The following is a 20,929-nucleotide window of genomic DNA, read 5'->3' on the forward strand; positions in this document are numbered from 1 at the left end:
CTGCGTAATCGATCCGGCAGGTCAGGATCTCGCCGGGTGTTACTGTGTCCACAGGCTTCACAGAATGCTTCATCAGAATCTTTTCAACTGCTGTGTATCCCATATTCGTCTCCTATTTAGTGAATAGTGAGCAGTAAGCAGTGAGCAGTAACACAACATCTTCTGACTGCTTGCTACTCGTTGGCTTTCCTTGTCTCGTCCTTTCTCGTAAGTACTCGGCTTCTGCTTTCTCTGTCCTCTCGCTCTTAGCTGCTTACTGCTCACTGCTTACTGCTCACAGCTTACGGTTCACCGTTCCTAGCTAGTGTTTCAGAAACACCAAACTGATCCAAGGAATATAGGTAATGACAAACATGCCTACGAGGAGCAGGAGGAAGAAGGGCAGCACGCCTTTGACCACCTCGTTGAGCGGCTCCTTGCAGACCGCACTCATGACATAAAGATGCATGCCGATGGGGGGCATGAGAAACGCAAGCTCCATGTTGATCGTCATCAGGATCCCGAAGTGGATGCCGCTGATTCCCAGCTTCTGCAGAATGGGATAGACGATTGGCACCACAATCAGAATTTTCGTCGCAGGCGTCAAAAACATTCCCATGATGAAAATGGAGATGTTCATGATCGCCAGGAACATCCAGGGGCGAAGATCGTAAGCCGCTATGACCTCCAGCAGACGATTGGAGAGCTGCTCCATGGTTACCAGGAAGCCGAATAGCGTTGCGCACATGAGTATGAAATAGATCATCGAAGTGAGCACGACCGAATCATTGAGTATTGCGACGACCTCTTTGAATCCGATGTTGCGGTAGATAAAAATACAGACCACCGCAGCATAGAACACTGAAACGACAGATGCTTCCGTGACCGTGAAAATACCACTGTAAATACCGCCCATGATGAGAATGGGCATGAGGAGCGCCCATATGGCACTCTTGAATTTCGTACCCACTTCCTTCCACGAAAATTTATCCTCGGGCGCGGGCTGCCCAAATTTATTACGCCTGCACATGAACCAGACCTGGACACACATGGCTGCGGCCAGTAAAAATCCGGGAAGGAATCCCGCGATATACAGGTCTGAGATCGAATCACCCGAGACCGTGCCATAGATGATCAGAATCGTTGAAGGAGGTATCAGGATATCGAGCGTACCACCGGCGCCGATCAGGCCCATGCAGAATCTTTTGGGATAACCTTTTTCCATCATCCATGGAATCGCGATAAGGCCGAGGGTCGCGGCGAGAGCAGCGCTCACACCTGAAATGGCCGAGAAAATAACAGCAGCGAACATGACAGCAATGGCAAGACCGCCGTCCAGCCGTTTGAGAAAGGAGTAGCCCAGTTCCAGTAGCGGCTTTGCGAGTCCCCCCTTCATCATCAAGTTGCCGGCAACGATGAAGTAAGGTATGGCGATTAACGTGAATTTATTCATTGCCCAGAACATTTTGGGCGCGATGCCGTCCATCTTTATCAGGTTGAAGGCCATTAGACAAGCAAGAGAGGCGATCCCCAGGCTGAAGGCTACGGGCATGCCGAGGAACAGCATGATGATCAGAAGCATGACCATCGCAAGAGTGACATCGATGTCCAGCTTGAGCACATAAAGGAGGATGAGAGAGAGTGCGATGAGTCCATAAATAACGGGATCGCGCCAGAGGCCTTGATACGTCCTCAGTTTGCCATAGAGCATGATCAGCCGTTCAATCATGCGGATCGTAAGCAGCGCACCTCCCAGGGGCATGATCAGGTACGGCAGATACATCGGAAACTTGAGATAGCTCTCCGATGTAATCTGTGTTTGATAAGCCTTCTGGATGAGCATGCAGCCGCCATAGGTAACGACCGCCAAGAATCCGATGGCGAGAATACCGTGATAGAAATGGAGAATATTCTGGCGTTTCTCGGAGATTCTCTGAATGAAGAGATCGACGCGCACGTGTTCATCTTTCTTCATAAGAGAGCTCGCGCCGAAGAAAACCGCCCACACGACCATATAGACCGATATCTCGTCCGACCAATCAAGAGACCAATGGAAGATGTAGCGCGCTGCGACGCTATAGAATGACAGACAGAGGGCAAGCATGATGAGCCCTCCGGCTATCCACTTCTCTATGTAATCCCAGCGAGCCATGAAACGGCCGCCTTTGCCCAGCGGCGCATCCAGGCTCTCACCTATGGTTGCATCTTCACCACCCATTTGACCACCCCTACCGCTTTGTCTTTGTCATTTTTTCAACTTCCTGCTGAGCCTCTTTCACGATCTCAGGCCCGATCTCATTGCTGAATTCCGTATAGACCACCTGGAGAGCTTTCTTCCATGGCGCTTGCTCTGCGGCAGTCAATGTCACCACCTGCACTCCTTTGCCGGCAATCTGCTCGAATATGCTCTTGTCTTCCCGCTCGATCTCCGTCCGCTGTTCCTTCACCAGCCTGTCTATGGCTTTCTGCAACCCTGTACGAATATCACCGGGGAGCTGCCCCCACCATTGGCCGTTTGCGATCAGGTAGACGAACGTCGCATTCATGTTGCCCGGGTTTGTTGCATACTTTTGAATATCGTAGTATCTGCGGTCAAAAAAGACAGAGGCTGGTGTCATTGCCCCGTCTATCACTCCCTGCTGGAGCGCAGAATAGGTTTCCTCCGATGCGGTGACCACGGCCATTGCACCAAGCCCTTTTATAGTGCTGGCACCCATTGGCCCGTACGATCGCATCTTGATGCCCTTGAAATCTTCAATTTTCTTGATGGGGTGTTTGCTGTTCGAGACAACCACCGTGCCCGAGGAGACTATGCCGAGTAACCCCACGCCTTTCTTTTCCAGCATCCCGGTAAGTCTTTTCCCTATGGGCCCTTCCCAGAGCCGGTACGACGTCTCAATGTCCGGGCACAGATAGGGGAGTTTCACCACCTGCGTAGCAGGAACGAAAGTGTCAAAGGGAGAGGCTATAATATAGGCCATCTGAATCTCGCCCTTGATTACCGCCTGCAGCTCTTCCTGGCCTGTGTAGAGCTGGGCCGCGGGGTACGTTCTCACGCGGACCTTGTCCCCGAGCTGCTCCTTTGCGTATTTTGCGAAACGCTCGATGCCGACTCCCATCTGCTGGGTGCGGAGCTGAATCGTGGTGATTTTGACATCAACAGGCGCTGCCATACCGTTCTCGGGCAGGCCAACCGAAAGCGCGACCAGCAATACGCCCAACCAAAGCACGAAAATAATTTTCATGGCTTCCCCCTATGTTATCTCTAATTCTAATCCAAGCTGCTCCAACGACTTCGCCGCACTCATTTCCGGCAATGGCTGGATACCGATTCGCATTCAAGATACAGACCGAGACGGCAGCGAGGAGTTTGCCGCAGGCGTACTAGAGTACGTCGAGGAAAAGCGACACAGCGACAACGAAGGTATGCGCTTGAAGGCGAATCGGTATTCACTTTGTTTTGCTCAGCCTCTCCGCTTCGCGCTGCGCCTCTTTGACAAGATCGGCGCCTACGATAGGCGCGAACTCTGTGTAGACTGGCTGAAGCGCTTTCTTGAAAGCCGCCTGCTCGGCAGGCGTGAGCACGTGCACCTGGCATCCTTTTGCCGCGATCTGCTCAAATACCTTCTTGTTATCCACCTCTATTTCCACACGCATCTCTTTTACCAACCGCCCGATAATACCGTTAAGGGCAGTCCTCACGTCGGGCGGAAGCCCCTCCCACCAAGCCTTGTTCCCGATCATGAACACGTGCGTGGCATTCATCATACCGGCTGCGCTCACATACTTCTGCACGTCATAATATTTCCTCGCGAGAAAGACAACTGCGGGGGTGGTACATCCGTCGATCACGCCCTGCTGAAGAGCGGTATACGTTTCCTCTGATGCAGTCACAATAGCCATGGCGCCTAGCGCCTTCAGAGTCGCAGCACCCATGCGTCCGAATGACCTCATCTTGAGACCCTTGAAATCTTCGACGTTCACGATAGGTCTTTTGCTGTTGGATATCGCCACATCTCCCGAAGAGACCATGCCGAGAACCGCAAGCCCCTTCTGATCCATCTTGGAGAAAAGCTTCTTTCCCACCGAGCCCTCAAGCACTTTGTAGCTCGTCTCGACATCCGGAAATAGGAACGGAAGTTTGATCAGCTCCAGCGCGGGATCGATCGGCTCGAGCTGGGATCCGATCACAAATGCGATCTGTATCTCACCCTTGATCACCGCCTGGGTCTCTTCCTGACCCGTGTAGAGCTGCGCCGCAGGATATGTCCTCACCCGCACCTTGTCCTTCAGTTTCGGATCTGCGTTGATATATTTGGCCAGACGTTCGATAGCCTCTCCCATCTGCTGCTGCCGCAACTGTACCGTGGTGATCTTTATGTCGATGGGGGCAGCGAAACCCATGCTGCACACGCTTATCATGATACCAAGACAGATCACGACCACTACTGTCATTCTTTGTCTATTTCCCATGGCTATACCTCCTTCCAAGAGCTTGTCACGCGCACGCGTGTTATTCTCGTGGGCTGCGTCACCTGCTGCCACCTGGGCTGTTTGCCCCCTTCCGCCCCATTCTGCGGCCGGGGCCGTTATTATGGCGATGCTTCCTAAAAAGATGGAAGGTATCATGAATGTGGGATTCGAGGATCCGTGACGCTTCTTCGAACCGTTTCGTTCTCAAAAGATGGATCAAGTGCTCGTGCACTTTGAGGATCTGTTGCGACCTTTGGGTGCTATACTCGTACTCCTCAAGCAGACTGCTCATGAGACCCATCAAGGCTTCGCCAATCTTGCTGAGAAGCTGGTTGCCGCTTGCTTTAAGCAATATTACATGGAAGCCAAGATTTCTCTTCCCCCTGACGCCGCGCTCAAGATTGTCCCGCACCTCTTTCAGGTTCTGCTCAAGCTCGTCGAGGTGTTCCGCATTGATGTGCTCGAAGACCAGGGGCAACGATCCCATCTCTAATGCCAGCCTCGCCTCTGTGATTTCTTCGAGGGAGACCTTGTCCATTTTAATGATACCTTCGAACATGCCCGCAAGAGTGCTCGAATCGATCTTCTGAACAAAGGCGCCACCGCCCGCGCCGGGACGGACCGAAATAAGTCCCGAGTTCTCCAGTGAGCGCAGCGCCTCCCGTATCACCGGCCTTCCCACGCCGAAGGTTTCACAGAATGCCTTCTCGGAAGGGAGCCGGTCTCCCGGTTTGTAGTATCCTCCCAGTATTGCCTCTTTCAATTGACGGTAGACTTCTTCGGAGAGTCGCTGCGGCTTGAGCGGGGCAAAAACCCGTGGTTCGTCTCTGAAATCCCCCGAGTTTACGCGTTGGTCCATGCCGGCCGCTCGTTTCTTATCTGTCGCGTGGGGCATCTGTCTTACATTAAGACATTTATCCTTATCGTTGTCAACAACTTTCTGGCAGACTTTCTGGCAGACTTGTTTCATCTCCGGAGCCCACGGCCAAGCCCGCGGTACTCTCGTTCCACGCGTCGTCCGTGCACGCGAGCCCCAAGGATTGACAAGTGCTCGCGCCGTGAATACTTTCTCTCCGGCTGAGAAATGTTGTAGGATAATAAGAGCGTCCAAGTACATGTTCGCCTCAATACATCGAGGGGGAGGAAAGTTATGAAACGGCTGATCACGTGCTGGTTGTTATTGGTTCTCCTGATAACTCCGGTTCTGAGTGCTCGTGGCCAGGATGATATGGGGGCTCCGCCCGATAATGCGCCGGCCCCTGCGGCAGGTGCGATAATCGGCGATTTCATATTGGTTCGCCCGTTCGCTCTTATTGCGACTGCAATCGGTACTGTGCTGATGGTGGCCTTTCTTCCGGTATCCGTTCCGAGTGGCAGCACGGGCGTCGTTGCACAGAAATTGGTCGCAGAGCCTTTCAAGTTCACGTTCACCCGGCCTCTGGGGTATTTCCCGGATGACGGCACGATATTTCCCTGATCCAGCGGCCTTTTGCCACGGCTCAGGCCACAAACCCCGCACCGGCAGCCATTCTCTGACCTCTTCAAAAAGGCGGATTGTAAGCTAGAGAAAAGTAACGCTTTTTCTCGCGAGCAGTTTTCCCATCGCGGACAAATATTGAGAGATTTTAATCTTTGAATATACCGCGTAACCATTGAAGTTTTTCAGAGTGCACCACAAATGAGCAAAACGGACTCGCTTCAGTATTGTCAACTATTTATCCTTCGCCGATCACTGGTTATTCACAGAGATTTGAACAGTTTGTGTTGAAAAGCGAGAAAAGGCTTTCTTTGGTGGTATTTACGCGACCGCTCCGGCGTTTGAAATTCACTCCCGGCTTTGTTACACTATGGCGCTTCAGAAGACCCTTTCAGAGGTGACACTATGATGATCATGTCACAGAGATCATGCTCGTGTGGGAAACATATGGTCGGACTTTCCATCGACTGCATCATTCCCGAGGAAGTCATCACAGCTATATACTGCCCGGAAGAGTCGAAGAATGTACCATTCAACGAAAAGACAATGGTCAGGGACAATGGCTGGATCATCGAATACGACATGGACGTCGCGCGCTTCTATGGCGAACATGCGCACAAAGACCCCTCGAAGATTACTCCTGAATTTCTCTTTATGCAGGGCCTGGCGTCATGGACGGGCACCACTCCTACCGACCAGGTTGACCTCCCGAAAGAGAGAGACCGGATCATAAGCCTGAGAAATCAGGACCCGAAACGTTACATGGACGAATTCAAGAAATGGGCAAATAGTCGCGTCGAACGACTGAAGAAAGAAGGCTGGAAGAAGGCGCAGAACATCTAGCTTATCCTCCAAAATACCGTGGACAAACTCTTTGTAAAAGGGGCCCGGGAGCATAACCTCAAGAATATCGACGTTGAGCTCCCGAGGAACAAAATCACCGTCATTACCGGACCGAGCGGATCCGGAAAATCTTCCCTCGCCTTTGATACCATCTATGCAGAGGGACAACGGCGCTACGTGGAGTCTCTCTCGGCATACGCACGCCAGTTCCTCGAACTGATGGAAAAACCCGATGTCGATTACATCGAAGGCTTGTCGCCTGCCATCAGTATCGAGCAGAAGAGTATCAGCAAAAACCCGCGTTCCACCGTCGGTACGGTCACTGAAATATATGATTATCTGAGGCTTCTCTTCGCGCGGATCGGACACGTCTTCTGCTACGGCTGCGGCAAGGAGATAAAGAGTCAGCATGCGCCGCAGATCGTGGACGCGATACTCGCTCTGGCCCCCGGCACCAAGCTGACTGTGCTTGCGCCGATAGTTCGCGGACGAAAGGGAGAATATCGAAAAGAGCTTGACGATCTCAGGCGGCAGGGCTTCACGAAGATCAAGCTGAACCGCAAGGTGGTCGATCTTTCGGAAACTATAGTACTCGACAAGAACAAGAAGCATGAGATAGAGATCATCATCGACCGGCTCACGATCAGGGAGGGCATCGAGCGACGTCTGACCGAGGCTGTAGAGCTGGCGCTCAACAAGGCGGGCGGCATCGTTAAGATAGAGCTGGAAAAGGAGACGCTCGTCTTCAGCGAAAAATTCGCGTGCCCCGACTGCGGCATAAGTTATCCGGAAATTGAGCCCAGGATGTTCTCGTTCAACAACCCGTATGGCGCCTGCCCCGCGTGTCTCGGCCTCGGGGTCAAAGAATTCTTCGATCCTGATCTCGTTGTACCGAACAAGGAATTATCGCTTAGGGAAGGTGCAGTGGTGCCATGGGGCGAAAAGAACCCTGTTGCCTTCATGCCATTCCTGGAGGCCTTCGTCAAGCACTATAAGGTCGATATACGCAAGCCTTTCAAGGACCTGCCCAAGCAGGTGCAAGATGTGATTCTTCACGGCTCAGGCAATGATGAGATCGAGTTCCAGGTGGAGCGTGGACAGCGGGTCCATTTTGTGAAACGGCCGTTCGATGGGGTGATACCCGAACTGGAGCGGGAGAGGGAGAACGCAGCCTTCTGGGAGAAGGAGAAATATGAGCGCTTTATCAATCTCATTCCGTGTCCGACGTGCAAGGGTGCACGCCTCAAGAAGGAGATGCTCTGGGTCAAGGTTGGTGGTTCGAACATCCACGAGGTCACGCAGATGACCATCGCCCAGGAGCACCGCTTCTTCGGGGATCTGGAACTGCCGGAGAAGGAAAAGGAGATCGCCCGGAATATTCTCAAAGAGGTGAGCTCCCGCTTGAAGTTTCTCATAGACGTGGGTCTTGACTACGTCACCCTTGAGCGCAACTCTGCTACGCTCTCCGCGGGCGAATCGCAGCGGATACGACTGGCCACACAGATCGGCTCGGGGCTCACAGGAGTGCTCTACGTGCTGGATGAGCCCAGCATCGGCCTTCACCAGCGGGACAACGAGCGCCTCCTTGCCACCCTCAAGAGGTTGAGAGACCTGGACAATACCGTGGTGGTGGTGGAGCACGACTACGACACGATCCTCCTCTCTGACTATGTAATCGACCTCGGTCCGGGCGCAGGGGAGAACGGCGGCAATCTCGTCTTTGCCGGAACACCGGCTGCGCTGGCCCGGGATGAACATTCGCTCACGGGCCAATACCTGTCAAAGCGGCTGGAAATAGTCACGCCCGGGAAGAGAAGAAAAGCGGAAGAATTCATCCGCATGCAGGGAGTACGCGCCCACAACCTGAAAAACATCGATGTGGATATTCCGCTCGGCGTGCTCACCTGCGTAACAGGCGTATCCGGCTCGGGAAAAAGTTCCCTCATCATCGATACGCTCTTCCCTCTCCTGAAGCAGAAGCTCTTCCGGTCCAAGGACCGCGCCGGGGAGTTGGACACCATCACAGGATGGCAGGCAATAGATCGGGTCATCGACATAGACCAGTCACCCATAGGCCGTACGCCCAGGTCAAACCCTGCCACCTACACGGGAGTCTTCACCTTCATCAGGGAACTCTTTACAAAGCTGCCTGAATCACGAATGCGCGGCTATAAGGAAGGCAGATTCAGTTTCAACGTGAAAGGCGGAAGGTGTGAGACCTGCGAGGGAGAGGGCTTCGTCAAAATCGAGATGCAGTTCTTGCCCGACGTGTACGTCGTCTGCGACACGTGTCGCGGCAAACGCTATAACCGCGACACCCTGGAAGTTGAATACCGGGGAAAGAATATTGCCGATGTTCTGGGGATGACCGTAACGCAGGCAATGGAGTTCTTTGATGCAGTTCCGCAGATCAGGAACAAACTGAAGGTGCTCTACGAAGTCGGACTTGGCTACATTCGCCTGGGTCAGGCGGCAACCACGCTCTCAGGCGGTGAAGCGCAGCGCATAAAGCTTTCCAGAGAACTCTCCAAGCGAGACACGGGCCGCACGCTTTACATCCTGGACGAGCCTACGACCGGCCTTCATTTCGTGGACATCGACAAGCTTCTTTTCGTCTTGAACGAGCTGATCGAGAGGGGCAACACGGTTGTTGTCATCGAGCACAACATGGACGTCATCAAGTGCGCCGACTATATCGTCGATCTTGGTCCTGAAGGGGGCGACCGGGGCGGATCCATCATAGCGAAAGGATCACCGGAAGAAGTGATGGCAACTCGCAAAAGCTACACCGGGGCTTTTCTCAAGCGGTACCTGCATGGAAGCTAAAATGAAAAATTCCAAGCACCAAATTCTAAATAATCTCAAATCACCGAATGCCAAATGTTCTGAACGCGGCTGTACCGCCAAAGCCTTTGGTTTGAGAGTTTTGAAAATTGGGATTTGTTTAGGATTTAGACACTGGCGTCCAGGATTTACTTCATGAGAAGAGTGATCGTGATACCCGCACGATATGCGTCCACGAGGCTTCCCGGTAAACCGCTCGCGCCAATCACCGGAAAACCGCTCATACAGTGGGTATACGAACGCGCCGGCACATCCACCTTGAAGCAGGAGACCTTGATCGCGACAGACGATGCGCGCATACGGGATGCCGCTGTCTCTTTCGGGGCGTCAGTAGTTATGACTCCTGTCGATTGCGCTTCCGGCACTGACCGGGTGCATGAAGCAATCAAAGGACGCGACGCTGATATCATTGTAAATGTGCAAGGAGATGAACCCTCGATAAGGGGCGACATGATAGACACTCTCTTTTCAGTCATTGAGGAGGAGTCGCTCGACATGGCGACCCTCTGCACGCCCGTGAAAGACAAGAGTGAATTGAATAATCCGCATACAGTGAAGGTCGTTCTCGACCAGCACGGCTTTGCACTCTACTTTTCCCGATCGCTTATCCCTTTTCCGCAGAAACCTGCCGGCGCTGACGTGTACAAGCACATTGGCATTTATGGCTTCTCGCGCTCATTTCTGGAGAGGTTCGTGAACCTGCCCAAAGGAAAGCTGGAGCAGATGGAATCGCTCGAACAACTGCGCGCGCTCGAAGCCGGATATAAGATCAAAGTGCTTGTTGTTGAGTACGACGGTGTCAGCGTCGATACTCCTGAAGATCTCGCCCGTGCAACATCGCTGCTCAGCACAAGCTAGGAAGACCTATCGCCACCTGAAGCTACGCTGAGAATTTGATAGAAAAGATATGGCGAAATTGTTAACATACACCTGTTTGTGTGCACCCTATGGACTTTGATATCGGCAACGACTTAAGAGACGTAGAGCAAGCGGTGAGAGAATTCGCCGAGAAGGAACTGGAACTGGACTATCTCCAGAAACTCGAGGATGAGCACAGCTATCCCAGGGAACTCTTCAGAAAAATCGGCGAACTTGGCATCATAGGCGCAGGCTTCTCCGAGGACATCGGCGGCTCGGGCTACGGAGCCCTCGGCCACGTTGTCGCCGTCACTGAGATGTGCAGAAGATTGCCAGGCATGGGGATGGCTCTGAGCCTGGGCTATATCCCCAGCTTTGTCGTTGACATTTCCGGAACAAAGGAGCAGAGGGAAAAATATATACGTCCGCTGATAGAGGGACGGTACATCCCTGCTTTCAGCGTAACAGAGCCGGACAGCGGGAGCGACATCGGAACACTGAAGACTAGAATTGAGGAGAAGGATGATTCTTTTATCCTGAACGGCTCAAAGACTTTTACCACAAATGCTGGTTATGCAGACTTCTATACCGTGCTTGCAAAGGATGGAGAGCGTTTCACCGCTGTGGTCTTTGACAAAGAACAGATCAATGAAAACGGCCCCACGAGATTTGAGATAAACGATCTCGGCAGAAAAATGGGCATCAACACCACGGCGTCGGGAGAGCTTGTTTTCAGTGATTTCCGTATACCGAAAGACCACGTGCTCGGCCAGCGCGGCAAGGGGAAGAAAGCCGCGCTTGCAGGATTCGAACTCAGCAGAATAGTGATAGCGGCACAGGCATTCGGCGGCATGCTCTACGGGTATGAAAAAGCAGCGGACTACGCAAAGAAAAGAAAACAGTTCGGCAGGCCCATCATCCAGTTCCAGTCAATCGAGCACGAACTGGTGGATATGTACGTGGAGATAGAAAAGTGCCGGACCCTCCTTTACAAGACTGCCTGGCTTTACGATAAGAAGGACCGGGAAGCAAGCATGTACGCGTCTATGGCGAAACTGGCAATACCCGAAGCAGCGATATGGCTAATGAACAGGTCCATCGATGTCCTTGGCGGCTACGGCTATATGCGCGACCAGGGCCTTGAGGGAGCCCTCAGGGATATACGCATTACATCGATATACGAAGGCACCCGCAACATACAGAAGAACATCATCGCAAAGATGCTCTACTGATCTCCGCTCAACTATTTGTGGGGCTCGCGTCGCCCCCTCCAGTGGCAAAGCCGCCACCCGCACGCGGGTACCCGGCCCTCCCCCTCTCGCGAGCCGTGCTCGCTAGATAGATCCCACGGGCGGCGGCGTCGAGCTAGCAGAGGACCACGCTTTCAAGCGTGGGTGAATGCATGATCAGTTCGCGCGAACGCGTGCTACGAGTACCGCGGGCTCGCCCGTGGGAATCTATACCAGCCGCTCCGCCCCAAATATAAGGGTAGAAGCAGGTATGCCCGGTATTAATTTTCTTCTTCGATTTTGCAGAAAACACTTGTGCAGACGGTAAAGTCGTGCTATTAAAAGAGTGCGTGCTTGTAGGAGTGCGCTACATCTATCCACCTGAGGAGGGGATCATGACAAAGACAGAGCTTATCGATAAGATGGCGAAAGAGTGCAAGATCAGCAAGGTGGCTGCAAACAAAGCGCTCGATTCTTTTATCGACGGGGTAAAGAAAGCCCTGAAGAAAGGGGAGAAGGTCACTCTTATCGGTTTCGGTACGTTCTCTGTCACGCAGAGAAAAGCACGGAAGGGGAGAAATCCGCAGACAGGCAAAGAGATAAAGATTCCTGCGAGAAAGGCTCCGAAATTTTCGGCCGGCCAGGCACTTAAGAAAGCCGTCAAGTAAGAAATAGCGCGACGCCGGGACGGATACCCGGAAGTCTTCGCTGTTTCTTCCGGACAAGGAAGGCGCCTCAGGTATCCGTCCGAAGCTGCCGAGAGACATCGTCAGCGGGTTTCTAAAACCAGTATCGCATTAGTGCGGCACTCACATCCATCCACCTTCCTGGTGGCAATGTGGTGTTTTCCTTTCACATCCTGAACATCCCAATATTAATAATCGCCATCATTCAGCCCGGTAGTGTACAATTATTATATTGTGCTCAGGAAAGCTAAAGGAGATCGTTTATGAATACCACGAAGCTAGGCGCACATGGACCGCGGGTTTCCGCGATCGGGTTAGGCTGCATGGCCATGTCCGGCCTGTACGGCCCTGCCGATGAGGCTGAGGGCATCGCCACCATCAGGGCTGCTCTTGACGCGGGCGTTACGTTACTCGATACAGGCGATTTCTACGGAATGGGTCACAACGAGATACTGATCCGTGAAGCCCTGCGAGGCATGCGCCGGGAAGACGTTGTACTGAGCGTGAAGTTCGGCGCCCTGAGGGACCCTTCGGGCGGCTGGAGCGGTTACGACTGCCGACCGCAGGCGATCAAAAACTTTCTCGCCTATTCACTCAAACGGCTTGGCGTGGACTACGTGGACATCTATCGGCCGGCGCGCCTTGATAAAACGGTGCCAATAGAGGAGACCGTAGGCACTATAGGTGAGATGGTGAAGGCGGGTTACGTTCGCCATGTTGGTCTATCCGAGGTGGGAGCTGAAACGATACGCAAGGCAGCCTCAGTGCATCCTATCAGCGATCTGCAGATAGAGTACTCCCTCGTCTCGCGAGGAATCGAGAAGCACATCCTTCCTGTGTGCAGGGAACTGAAGATAGGAATAACAGCTTATGGCGTACTGTCGCGAGGCCTTATCAGCGGCCATTGGAACAGGCAGAGGATCACAGGCGATCCGCGAACAGTGCGGTTCCCTCGTTTCGCATCACCCAATGTGGAGCAGAATCTTGCGCTGGTCGAATCGCTACGCGCGGTAGCCGAAGAGAAAGGCGTTACGGTGGCACAGCTCGCGATCGCCTGGGTAGCAGCGCAGGGGAGTGATATCGTGCCTCTCGTTGGACCTCGCAAACGTGAGAGCCTTTCAGAGGCACTCGGCGCGGGCGCGGTCACGCTGACAAGAGCAGACCTCGACCGTATCGAGGCTGCGGTTCCAGCGGGAGCCGCGCAGGGTGAACGCTATGCGCCCGAGTCCCTGCGAGATCTCGACAGCGAACGGGAAAGCTGAAAAGGCACAAGGAGAAGATCGATGAAAGAACACTTGGGTTCTCAACCCCAATACCAGACAAAGGTGGAAGGCATCGACGTCATGGTCCCTATGAGGGATGGCGTGAAACTCGCCGTCGACGTTTACCGGCCTGATAATGAAGGACGTTTTCCAGCCCTCTTCGCTTTTGCCGCACACAATAAATTTCTGCAGAGCCCGGAGGCGGTTGAAGCCTGTCATAATCAGCCGGCGTGGGCGCCGTTATGGTGCGGCGCTGCAGAGGCCGGCGATACCAGGTTCCTGACCTCGAGAGGCTACGCGCACGTGATCGCGAACCCCAGAGGATTCGGCAATTCTGAACCGGGAGATCGGTGGGTCGAGGGTAGGATGGATGCGTATGATCTGATTGAGTGGATTGCACAGCAGCCCTGGTGTGACGGCAGCGTAGGTATGATAGGCATATCCGATTTCGGAAGGAGTCAGATGATCGCTGCCATGACCCGGCCTCCCCACCTCAAGGCGATCTTCCCTTACGATCCCGGCAACTTCTCCTTCAGAGATTTGTTCCCTGGCGGCGTGATGCACGTGTTTCTGTTGGGGCTCATCAAGCACAGCGTAGAAAACAAGCGCGAGATAAAGCTGAGTCCCGGAGAAGAAAAGCTCTGGGAAGAGGCCTTCAGCAATCCGGACAACAGGATGTACCCGGTCGTGTTTAATCTCCTCCAGAGGAAGGGCAACCTCGACCTGAGAACCTTCCGTTTCCTGATCCATCCTTACGAGCAGGAAAATCAGGGCGAGGTTGAAGAGGGAATGAAGAAGATCAATATCCCCATGTACACGGGTTCGGGATGGTACGCCTACACCTATAAACAGCATTTGTTTGCGGCCCTGAGATACTGGGAGAAAGGAGCTGGTGCTCCGCATAGAAAACTGCTCCTGAACGGACCGGCTCAGTTCCCGAGGCCGTGGATTGCCTTCCATGACGAGATCGTGCGCTGGTACGATTACTGGCTCAAGGGCATCGATACAGGGGTCATGGAAGAACCCAAGGTAAAGATCTGGGTAATGGGGGCCAACCACTGGCGCCGTGCGGATGAATGGCCATTGAAACAAACGCAGTGGAAAAAACTCTACCTTGATTCATGGGAACGTCTCAGGTGGGAGCCCTTCGCGCCTTTGAGCTTCGACGGCATTGATGCGCCCGACTGCTTTGCGCAGATGCCTCTCACACAGACACGAACAGTACAGAAGCTGAGATACATGTCCGATCCTCTCCCGCACGACATGGAAGTAACCGGGCCTCTCTCACTTCATTTCTGGGCAGAGATCGATCAGGAGGATACGAACTGGATCATCATTCTTAAGGACGTGGGCCCGGATGTATCAGTGCAGACCGCAAGAGAAGGGGAAATGGAACGACCGGCAGTGCCGGAGAGAGAACTAACAAGAGGGTGGCTCAAGGCTTCTCACAGAGCGATAGACGAAGGCAAATCACTTCCGGGACGCCCCTTCCATCCATTGACGCGCAGCGCGCAAAAGGCGGTGGTTCCGGGAGAGGTTTGTCAATACGACGTGGAATTAGCTGCAACCTCAAACCTTTTTGAACGAGATCACAGAATCTGCGTAGAGATAACTTCCCTGGATATACCCACAGGGGTCAGCGGAGATACTGCAGTGGTCTATATTCCGTGGCACATCTGCTCAAGCAAGACAGTGGTGCACAAAATCTACCGTTGCCAGCAGTACCCGTCGCACCTTCTCCTGCCTGTCATCGAGGAGAACGAATGATCATCTGCAACAGGCGCAGACGTTACAGAGAAGAGGGGAGGATCGAATGAGTTGGGAGAGAAAAGCGTTGTCCACCGGCAAGGATCACACCGACATGTTCCCGATCTTCAGGTCCATGATTGAAAGGACTGGCGCCCAGAGGGGCGATGCGCTTGTCTGGGCCGGCTGTGAGGGTGCCTGTTACGCCATGGCCACGTTTTTCAGTTGCCAGCTCACAGACTTTGGGCTCAATCTCTATTTTGCGTCAGGCGGTGACCTGAAGAAGGTGTGGCGCCTTGAACCGGTAGATGATGTCGGCGTGATTGCCACAAAAAGGGTAAAGGCCGTTAAGGCCAGAATCCTCGTTCTGATGTCAGGCCTTGTCGATGTCCCCTTTGAGAATGTGCTGACGCTGGTGAGGAATGGATTGGACGACAACGGCGTTATCATCGGAGAGACGGTCGTGCCGCGTCTTTTCGAAAGCCTCAAGTGGCACGAACAGATGCCCATCCGTTTTTTGTTTGAATTTTCTATGAAAAGGCCCACGCTACTGGAGTTGGTACAGAAATAGTAACGGCTGCATGCATCCTTCGGCGGGGTTAGTCTGCGGGCGATACCAGGCGCTCTATTTTGGCATCCACCAGAACTGCACCTTTTCCGCGTTCAAGAACAACCAGTGGATTCACATCCACGTTGATAATCGAGGGATCTTCGAAGAGAAGGCGCGACACGCATAAGAGGGCATCCACTACGGCCTTCTTATCGAGGGCGGGGCTTCCGCGGTAGCCGCCCAGAAGAACTGAACCCTTTATCTCATCCACCATTTCCGCGGCCGTGGCCTCATCCAGAGGAGCAACGCGAACCGCCACATCATCAAAGAGTTCCACGAGCATCCCGCCCATGCCGAAAAGGACAACAGGCCCGAACTGCGGGTCCCTCTTTGCCCCGATGATGGTCTCGCACCCGCCAACCATGCGCTGGACAAGATACCGGTCTGCCTTCATGTGCCCGAAAGCAGCCTCAAGAGACGCAGCATCACCGAGATTCAGTTTCACCCCTGCTTTCTCTGTCTTGTGCAGCACAACGGGGGAGACGATTTTCAAGGCTACGGGGTAGCCTATTCTGTCTGCCGCGGCCTGCGCTTCGTCGACTCGCGAGACGATAGCGTAGTCTGCAGCCGCCAACCCGGCGGCTTTAAGGAGAGCAAAGGTCTCGTCTGCAGGCATGATCTCGGATACCGGTGCGATCTCGTTTGTAGAGTGTCGCTGTTGTTTCTTCTGCGTGACATGTTCAAGGGACCGTGTACGCATTCTCTTCTGCATATTTTCGCAGTGGCGCAGCGAGACAGCCAGCGCGTCCAGAGCCTGATCCGCATCCTCATATACAGGAAAGTAGGGCTCAGGATCGAACGTAAGCATCTCTCTCCTTCCGGGAAGCACGCAGACGACCACCGGTTTCTGATACGCGCGCGACAGGTCGGCTGTTTCCCGGAAGAGCGCTTCGGTGAGTTCCTTCTCCTCAACGGGGAAGTAGTGGAAAAGGAGAACGCCATCGATCCTTTGGTCTTTCAGCGACAGTTCTACCATCTCGGCGTATGAACGGATGTCGAAAACGTCCCCCAGATCTACAGGGTTGGTAGGTCGTATTACTCCCGCCTTTACCTTTTGACGTACAAAATTTGCGAGGGTCGAAGGAAGCGGGGCAAGGTTGAATCCTCTGAGAGCGGCAGCGTCAGCCAACAATACTGCTTGTCCCCCTGAGCGAGTGATAAGCAGCAGGTTTCTTTCCTTGAGAAGCGGCAGCGTGAATATCTTCAAGAGACTTATCATTTCGGACAGAGTGCTCACCCGGTGTAGACCGCTCTGCCCGAGTGCGGCCTCCAGCACGCGCTCATCACCCGCAAGCGCTGCCGTGTGGAACTGCGCTATTTGCCGGCTTGCGTGGCTCCTGTTTCCTTTGAGCACGACAATCGGTTTTTGGGATAAGCGGCCAAGCTCCATCAGCCGCCGGCCGTCAGTCACACTCTCCAGGTAGATGCCAATACTGTGAGTGACGGGATCGGTGATAAGGAATTCCAGGAAATCATTTTCATCAAGCATCAATTTATTACCGATGCTCAAAAGTTTTCCGCAGCGCAGCTTCTCGTAACTGCATCGCTTTAGAAAGTCGTGGACGAGCCCGCCGCTCTGGGAAATGAACGAGGCACCACCCTTCGCCATGTCAGCCGCTTCAACAGGATAAAACGGCATCACCAGGCCATTATCGGTGTTGATTATGCCGACACAGTTCGGGCCCATGAAGGTGATGCCCCATCTGGTCGCCATCTCCAGGATCTCTTTTTCTAATGCCACCCGTTCTGCTCTGAATTCCGTAAAACCGCCTGTTTCTATGACAACGCTCCTTACACCTTTCCTGCCGCACTCCTCCAGGGCCGCCGGTATTGTTTCAGCAGGGGTAAGGAGCACAGCGAGGTCAGGAGTTGCGTCAATCGCACTGAGGCTCTCGAAGATCGGTCTCTGGTTCAATGTGCCCGCGCGCCTGCCTACGCAATAGATTTGACCGGCGTATCCTGCGCTGTCGAGATTGTCGACTATCTGCTTCGCGAGATTGGCAGGAGAAGATGATACACCTGTTATCACCAGGCTTCGGGGATAAAAAAGCTGTCGCAACGCTACCACCCCAGTCGCATCAGATGATGCCCTCTCTTTTCAAGCGTTCAATGTTCTCCTGGTCCATCCCAAGGAGTTTGCCATAGATCTCCTGATTGTGCTCTCCAAGCTTCGGCGCTGCAAAATCAATGGAAGCAGGCGATGCGGAGAGCTTTATCGGTAGCCCCGGAACAGGAAGATCGCCCAGGCCCGGATAGCGCAGATGCACGACCATAGAGCGAGCCAAAACCTGCGCATCCTCCAGTGCCTCGTCTACTGTATTGACTATACTGCAGGGGATACGCGCCTTGTCAAGGGCAGCAATCACCTCCGTCGCTGTCCTCTGCTCCACCCACTCCTTGACAGGAGGATCAATGAGCGCTGCGTTGCGGAAGCGGTCCATATCGCTTGCAAACCGTGGGTCATCTGCCATATCCGGCCTGCCTATCGCCTTGCTGAATCTTTTCCAAATCGTGTTTGTGGCGGGGTTGATCATCACCCATCTATCTTTTGTTTTGTGGCAGCCTGCGTACGAGTGGAAACCTCTGTTTCCAACCTGGACACGAATCTCTCCATATAGATGGTGGAGGAGAAGGGTTCCGAGGGCCTGCGTGGCGAAAGAGGCTGTATCGAAGAGCGAAACGTCAATGGCCTGACCCTCGCCTGTTCTTTCGCGATGCAGGAGGGCAGTGAGGACTCCGATCGTTGCCATAAGACCCGTACTCACATCGATGTTGGTCACCGTTGTCTTGAGGGGCGGATCTCCCGGAAAACCATTGAGAAACATGCTGCCGGCGCGCGCCTGTGCGACTGCATCAAAACAGGGTTTCTCGGCATCGGGTCCTGTCTGGCCGTAACCAGACACCGCAGCAATAATGATTTTCGGGTTAATAGGCTTCAGCCGATCGTAACTCATCTCACGCGCCACAGGCGCTCCTGGCGTGAAATTATGTAAAAGAATGTCCGATTTCTTAACGAGCTGTCGAAAGATCTCCAGTCCTTCAGCTTGTTCTATCCGGAGTGTAATGCCTTTCTTGTTACGCCCCACAATTTTGTAGAGGAGTGTTTCTCCGTCAGGTCCTGTCTGCCCCCAGGTTCTGTCCGGTGCGCCTTCGGGCTGTTCGATCCTTATGACCTCTGCCCCAAGATCAGCGAGCATCATGCCGCAAAGGGGGCACGCCTGAAACCGGGACAGGTCAAGGACCCGCACTCCTTCCAAAGCTCGCATCGTCTTCAGCCTCCTCTACAAAAAACAATTTCTAATCCCTAATATCTAAATCCGAATATCGAAATTCCAAACAATACTCAAATATCGAATATCAAAACAGGGAAAACTAATGCCACGTTAGTTTCTCTTATGTTTGAACAATTTGGTCATTTGATATTGTTTAGGATTTAGATATTCGATATTAGGATTTGTCATAAATTGAGCACTCTCTTCGCGTTCCCTTCAAAAATCTTCACTTTGTCTGCTGCGGGTATCTCCATCTGTTCGACAGCATCTATAGTCTGCCGGGTATACCTGTCACCGCCTTCGCTGTCATACGGCATATCAGTCGCGAAGAGCACATGATCAGCGCCAAAGAAGCTGTAGCCGCACATCAGACTGGGCGTGCCTCCGTAAAGAGCGGTGTCAGCGTAAAACTGGCGGAAGTAGTCTATAGGTTGTTTCGAAAGACATTTTTTAAATTTTGCATTCAGGCACTTTTCAGCATAGTCCTGACCGCCGATGATGCGCTCAGCAAAATAGGGAACCATACCTCCGCAATGATGCGTTATGACCTTGAGCGTCGGGTACTTCTCCATGATGCCACTGAAAACAAGTCTCGTCATGGCAGCAGTTGTCTCATAGGGCCATCCGAACATACTGAATATCCAGTACTTGGAATGGTTCTCACTGCGGTAATCCGCAGAACCGATCTCGCGTTTCGGGTGTATCCATACAGGCAGATCGTAGGCAGCCATTTTCTCGTAGAGCGGTACAAATTCAGGGAGGTCGATCGGCTTATCTTTGGTAGGGCTGTAGAGCTGAATCCCTTTGAAGTTCAGCTCCTTTATTGCCCTGTCTGTCTCAGCAAGTGCGGCATCAATGTTATTCATCGGAAGGCACGCGGCGGCTCCGACAAATCTGTCCGGATATTTCGCAACCAGTTCAGCCATTGCGTCATTGGCTATCTTTGCTAAAGTAACCGCCTCCTTCGGCCCCACTGCATCTTCAAGGCCGGGGGAAGCGATAGTCAGCACCTGCCTTAAGCCATCGTATTTGTCCATGATCCTGAAGCGCTCGTCCAGGTTCCACAGGGTGGGTGTGGCGTCAGTCACATCGCGCAGATAGAATTTTTTCTTCGCTTTCTTGAAAAGCCGTTCTTTGTACTTTACAGGCATGATGTGGGGATAGATGTCTATCTTCAACACTCTCTCCTCCTTGGTTTTTCGTCGGAGCCGTCATGACTAGGGTTTGCGCCTTTCTTCGTTGTCGCGTCGCCGTGACTCGTCGGTGTACACCAGTACTACCTCCGAGTCCCAACTCCTAACGCCCCGAAATGCATCAAACCCATCATGGCAACTCCGAGCGAAGCTTGCGCCGCGAGCGCGAAAAAAGCTACGGCTCAGTTCTCACTCCGGTTGAACTCTTCCATCGTCCGAGTGCCGCGATAGCGGAACGATCGTCCCCCCCTTCGGGGACTTCGCTTCGTCCATCAATCTTTATAGCTCCCATCTTCCCAGCCGAAGGCGGTCTTCCATCTGCTTTCTCACGGCTCACTGCTCCGCTCACCTCTTCGATTCTGCAAGCGGCGGGATGCCGAGCATACGCCGCGCCTCGTCGGGCGTTGCGGGGGTCGAGCCCAGTTCCTTTGCAATGCGGACTGTTCTCGCTACGAGT

The 20,929-nt window shown here is 53.4% G+C and carries 16 protein-coding genes; 9 read left to right on the forward strand and 7 right to left on the reverse strand.

Annotation, left to right across the window (positions count from 1 at the left end):
• Positions 1-301 precede the first annotated feature (301 nt).
• From VMT71_05730 to VMT71_05745, 4 genes are all read right to left on the reverse strand, one after another.
• Positions 302-2,197 (reverse strand): TRAP transporter large permease subunit, encoded by a 1,896-nt coding sequence (locus VMT71_05730; GenBank protein HVN23450.1) that lies wholly within the window; start codon positions 2,195-2,197, stop codon positions 302-304.
• 10 nt (positions 2,198-2,207) lie between these two features.
• A complete protein-coding gene (locus tag VMT71_05735) occupies positions 2,208-3,224 on the reverse strand; it encodes a TRAP transporter substrate-binding protein (protein ID HVN23451.1) in 1,017 nt (338 codons plus the stop codon).
• A gap of 205 nt (positions 3,225-3,429) precedes the next feature.
• Positions 3,430-4,452: a TRAP transporter substrate-binding protein gene (locus tag VMT71_05740; protein HVN23452.1), complete on the reverse strand. Its 1,023-nt coding sequence runs from the start codon at positions 4,450-4,452 to the stop codon at positions 3,430-3,432.
• Positions 4,453-4,510: 58 nt separating this feature from the next.
• The gene (locus VMT71_05745) at positions 4,511-5,422 is read right to left on the reverse strand and encodes a FadR/GntR family transcriptional regulator (protein ID HVN23453.1); all 912 of its coding nucleotides are present in this window, start codon (positions 5,420-5,422) and stop codon (positions 4,511-4,513) included.
• 180 nt (positions 5,423-5,602) lie between these two features.
• Here VMT71_05745 and VMT71_05750 point away from each other — a divergent pair, with 180 nt between their 5' ends.
• The 9 genes from VMT71_05750 (at position 5,603) to VMT71_05790 (ending at position 15,968) form a co-directional block, all read left to right on the forward strand.
• Positions 5,603-5,929, forward strand: coding sequence for a hypothetical protein (locus VMT71_05750; GenBank protein HVN23454.1), 327 nt, complete (start codon positions 5,603-5,605; stop codon positions 5,927-5,929).
• A 447-nt stretch (positions 5,930-6,376) separates the two neighbouring features.
• Positions 6,377-6,772: a hypothetical protein gene (locus VMT71_05755; protein HVN23455.1), complete on the forward strand. Its 396-nt coding sequence runs from the start codon at positions 6,377-6,379 to the stop codon at positions 6,770-6,772.
• Positions 6,773-6,790: 18 nt separating this feature from the next.
• Positions 6,791-9,598, forward strand: a complete 2,808-nt coding sequence (gene uvrA, locus VMT71_05760; protein HVN23456.1) for an excinuclease ABC subunit UvrA — start codon at positions 6,791-6,793, stop codon at positions 9,596-9,598.
• Positions 9,599-9,751: 153 nt separating this feature from the next.
• Positions 9,752-10,474, forward strand: coding sequence for a 3-deoxy-manno-octulosonate cytidylyltransferase (kdsB, locus tag VMT71_05765; protein HVN23457.1), 723 nt, complete (start codon positions 9,752-9,754; stop codon positions 10,472-10,474).
• Positions 10,475-10,563: 89 nt separating this feature from the next.
• Positions 10,564-11,706, forward strand: coding sequence for an acyl-CoA dehydrogenase family protein (locus tag VMT71_05770; protein ID HVN23458.1), 1,143 nt, complete (start codon positions 10,564-10,566; stop codon positions 11,704-11,706).
• 392 nt (positions 11,707-12,098) lie between these two features.
• Positions 12,099-12,371 carry an HU family DNA-binding protein gene (locus VMT71_05775; GenBank protein HVN23459.1) on the forward strand — a complete coding sequence of 91 codons (273 nt, stop codon included), beginning with the start codon at positions 12,099-12,101 and terminating at the stop codon, positions 12,369-12,371.
• 281 nt (positions 12,372-12,652) lie between these two features.
• The gene (locus VMT71_05780) at positions 12,653-13,651 is read left to right on the forward strand and encodes an aldo/keto reductase (GenBank protein ID HVN23460.1); all 999 of its coding nucleotides are present in this window, start codon (positions 12,653-12,655) and stop codon (positions 13,649-13,651) included.
• A 21-nt stretch (positions 13,652-13,672) separates the two neighbouring features.
• Entirely contained in the window at positions 13,673-15,418 is a 1,746-nt protein-coding gene (locus VMT71_05785; GenBank protein HVN23461.1) for a CocE/NonD family hydrolase, read from the forward strand.
• A 46-nt stretch (positions 15,419-15,464) separates the two neighbouring features.
• Positions 15,465-15,968 carry a DUF2124 family protein gene (locus VMT71_05790; protein HVN23462.1) on the forward strand — a complete coding sequence of 168 codons (504 nt, stop codon included), beginning with the start codon at positions 15,465-15,467 and terminating at the stop codon, positions 15,966-15,968.
• A 28-nt stretch (positions 15,969-15,996) separates the two neighbouring features.
• On the opposite strand, the gene VMT71_05795 is transcribed toward VMT71_05790, so the two are convergent.
• The 3 genes from VMT71_05795 to VMT71_05805 form a co-directional block, all read right to left on the reverse strand.
• Complete coding sequence (locus VMT71_05795; GenBank protein HVN23463.1) at positions 15,997-18,066, reverse strand: acetate--CoA ligase family protein; 2,070 nt, start codon at positions 18,064-18,066, stop codon at positions 15,997-15,999.
• 19 nt (positions 18,067-18,085) lie between these two features.
• Positions 18,086-19,273, reverse strand: coding sequence for a CoA transferase (locus VMT71_05800; protein ID HVN23464.1), 1,188 nt, complete (start codon positions 19,271-19,273; stop codon positions 18,086-18,088).
• Positions 19,274-19,464: 191 nt separating this feature from the next.
• On the reverse strand, positions 19,465-20,460 hold the full coding sequence (locus VMT71_05805; protein HVN23465.1) for an amidohydrolase family protein: 996 nt from the start codon (positions 20,458-20,460) through the stop codon (positions 19,465-19,467).
• Positions 20,461-20,929: the final 469 nt, after the last annotated feature.

The organism is Syntrophorhabdales bacterium (assembly GCA_035541455.1).
In the GTDB taxonomy this organism is placed as follows: domain Bacteria; phylum Desulfobacterota; class Syntrophorhabdia; order Syntrophorhabdales; family WCHB1-27; genus JADGQN01.